At 76.5% G+C, this 1858-nt stretch carries 1 protein-coding gene; it reads right to left on the bottom strand.

Features of this window, described 5'->3' with window-relative positions:
- Positions 1-335: 335 nt before the first annotated feature.
- A complete protein-coding gene (locus tag OO63_RS41030; protein ID WP_428835939.1) occupies positions 336-1712 on the bottom strand; it encodes a GAF domain-containing protein in 1377 nt (458 codons plus the stop codon).
- Between the last annotated feature and the right edge of the window lie 146 nt (positions 1713-1858).

Genomic DNA, 1858 nt, shown 5'->3' with positions numbered 1-1858 from the left:
AGCTTGCACCGGCCTGGCCGACAGCCCGGCACCGTCAGCCCCGCGAGGGTCACCCCGGATCGGCGCTCCGCGCCTCGTCCTCAAGCGCCGGACGGGCTGAAAACTTCGCCGAGCCTGGCTGAAGGCGCACCGGGCTGATGGTGCCGAGCTGCTGCTCAGGCCCGAGGAGGTTCGGGCGGGTGGGTGGGAGAAAGCCCGTCCGGCGCTTGAGGATGAGGCGCGGAGCGCCGATAGCGGGGGAGGACTGTCCCACCCGCCACGGGACACCCACCCCGGGGTCCAGGGGCGCAGCCCCGGTTTCGGGAAGGGGCGGGATCGGGGAAAGCCCCGCAGGGCTACAGCGGCGCCTGCCACGTCACCGTGGTCCCCGCGCTCACCCCGTCCGTCTCCCCGTCGTCGAAGACAGTGAGCCGCACCCCGCTCCGCCCGTCGGGCAACCCGACCCCCGCGTCGACCGCGACGTCGACCCGGGTGACGGCGAGGCGCCGGGACGCCGCGGCGAGGGCCCGCCGCAGGGCCCGCAGGAGCCGCCCGGCCGCGGGATCGGTGACGCGCGTGTCGACGGCCCCGCTGAAGTGGACGGACGGCTGCACGCCGAGCACCGCGGCCGCCCCGGCCGTCTCCTTGAGCACCTTCCCCCGGAACGTCGTGGGCGCGTCGGCAGGCGGCTGCTGAAGGGCGAAGATGGCCGTCCGCACCTCCTGGATGGTGGACTCCAGCTCGTCCACGGCCTGGTCGAGCGCCGTCCCCACCGGCGCCGAACCGGCCCTGCGCCGCGTCGACTCCAGCATCATGCCGGTGGCGAAGAGGCGTTGCACGACGAGGTCGTGGAGGTCGCGGGCGATCCGGTCGCGGTCCTCGAAGACGGCGAGCCGCTGCCGGGACTGCTGCGCGTCGGCGAGGACGAGGGCGAGCGCGGCCTGGGAGGCGAACTGGGTGGCGAGGAGCCGTTCGACGGCCGTGTAGGGGTGGTCGCCGCGGCGGCGCGGCAGCGCGAGGGTGCCGATGAGACGGCCGCCCGCCTGGAGGGGCAGCATCATGCTGGGCCCGAAGCGGGACCGTACGTGGGTCGTCATGCGCGGGTCGGTCGCGGAGTCCTCGATGAACACGGGTTCGCCGCCGAGGAGTTGTTCGAGGACGGCGCTGCCGGGTTCGATGGTGGTGCCGATGAGGTCGTTCTGGGCGGCAGCGGCGGGGTGTCTGCGCCGCTCGGGCGGGAGCCCGCCGCCCGCGGCGTCCGTGGCGGCGGCGACGATGGTCATGCCGCCGGCGGGCGTGGGCTGGAGGACGACACCGGCCGCGGCGCCCGCGAGCAGCCGGGCCTGCTGAGCGACCGTCATGAGGGCGTCGGCGGCGGCCTCGCCGGTGAGTAGGGCGGTGGTGACGGCTGCGGCGCCCTCGATCCAGCGTTCGCGCTGGCGGGCGGTCTCGTACAGGCGGGCGTTGCCGACGGCGATCCCGGCCTGCCCGGCGAGGATCCGCAGCAGCCCGCGGTCGGAGTCGCTGAACGCCCCGGCGGACCCGGCGGACAGGTGAAGGGTCCCGAACTCCTCGTCGCGCACGAGGATGGGAACGCTCAACGAGCCCCCGCCGCCAGGGCCGGGGGAGCCGTCGGCCCCGCGGCCGCGGAGGCCGTCGCCGCCCAGAGCCGTGTCGGGGCTCGCGCCGGGGGAGCCGTCGGCCCCGCCGTCCCGGAGGCCGTCGCCGCCCAGAGCCCCGTCCGTGCTCGCGCCGGGGGAGCCATCCGCCCCACCGCCCCGGACATCCCCACCGCCCCGGACATCCCCACCGCCCCGGACAGCGCCACCACCCAGCGCCCCACCACCCCCCGCCCCCGCGGCCCCGCCCACCCCACCAG

It is taken from the genome of Streptomyces alboflavus (assembly GCF_000716675.1).
Classification (GTDB): Bacteria; Actinomycetota; Actinomycetes; order Streptomycetales; family Streptomycetaceae; genus Streptomyces; species Streptomyces alboflavus.
Note: the sequence above shows the minus strand (reverse complement) of the source record. Positions and strands in the feature narration are given on the sequence as shown.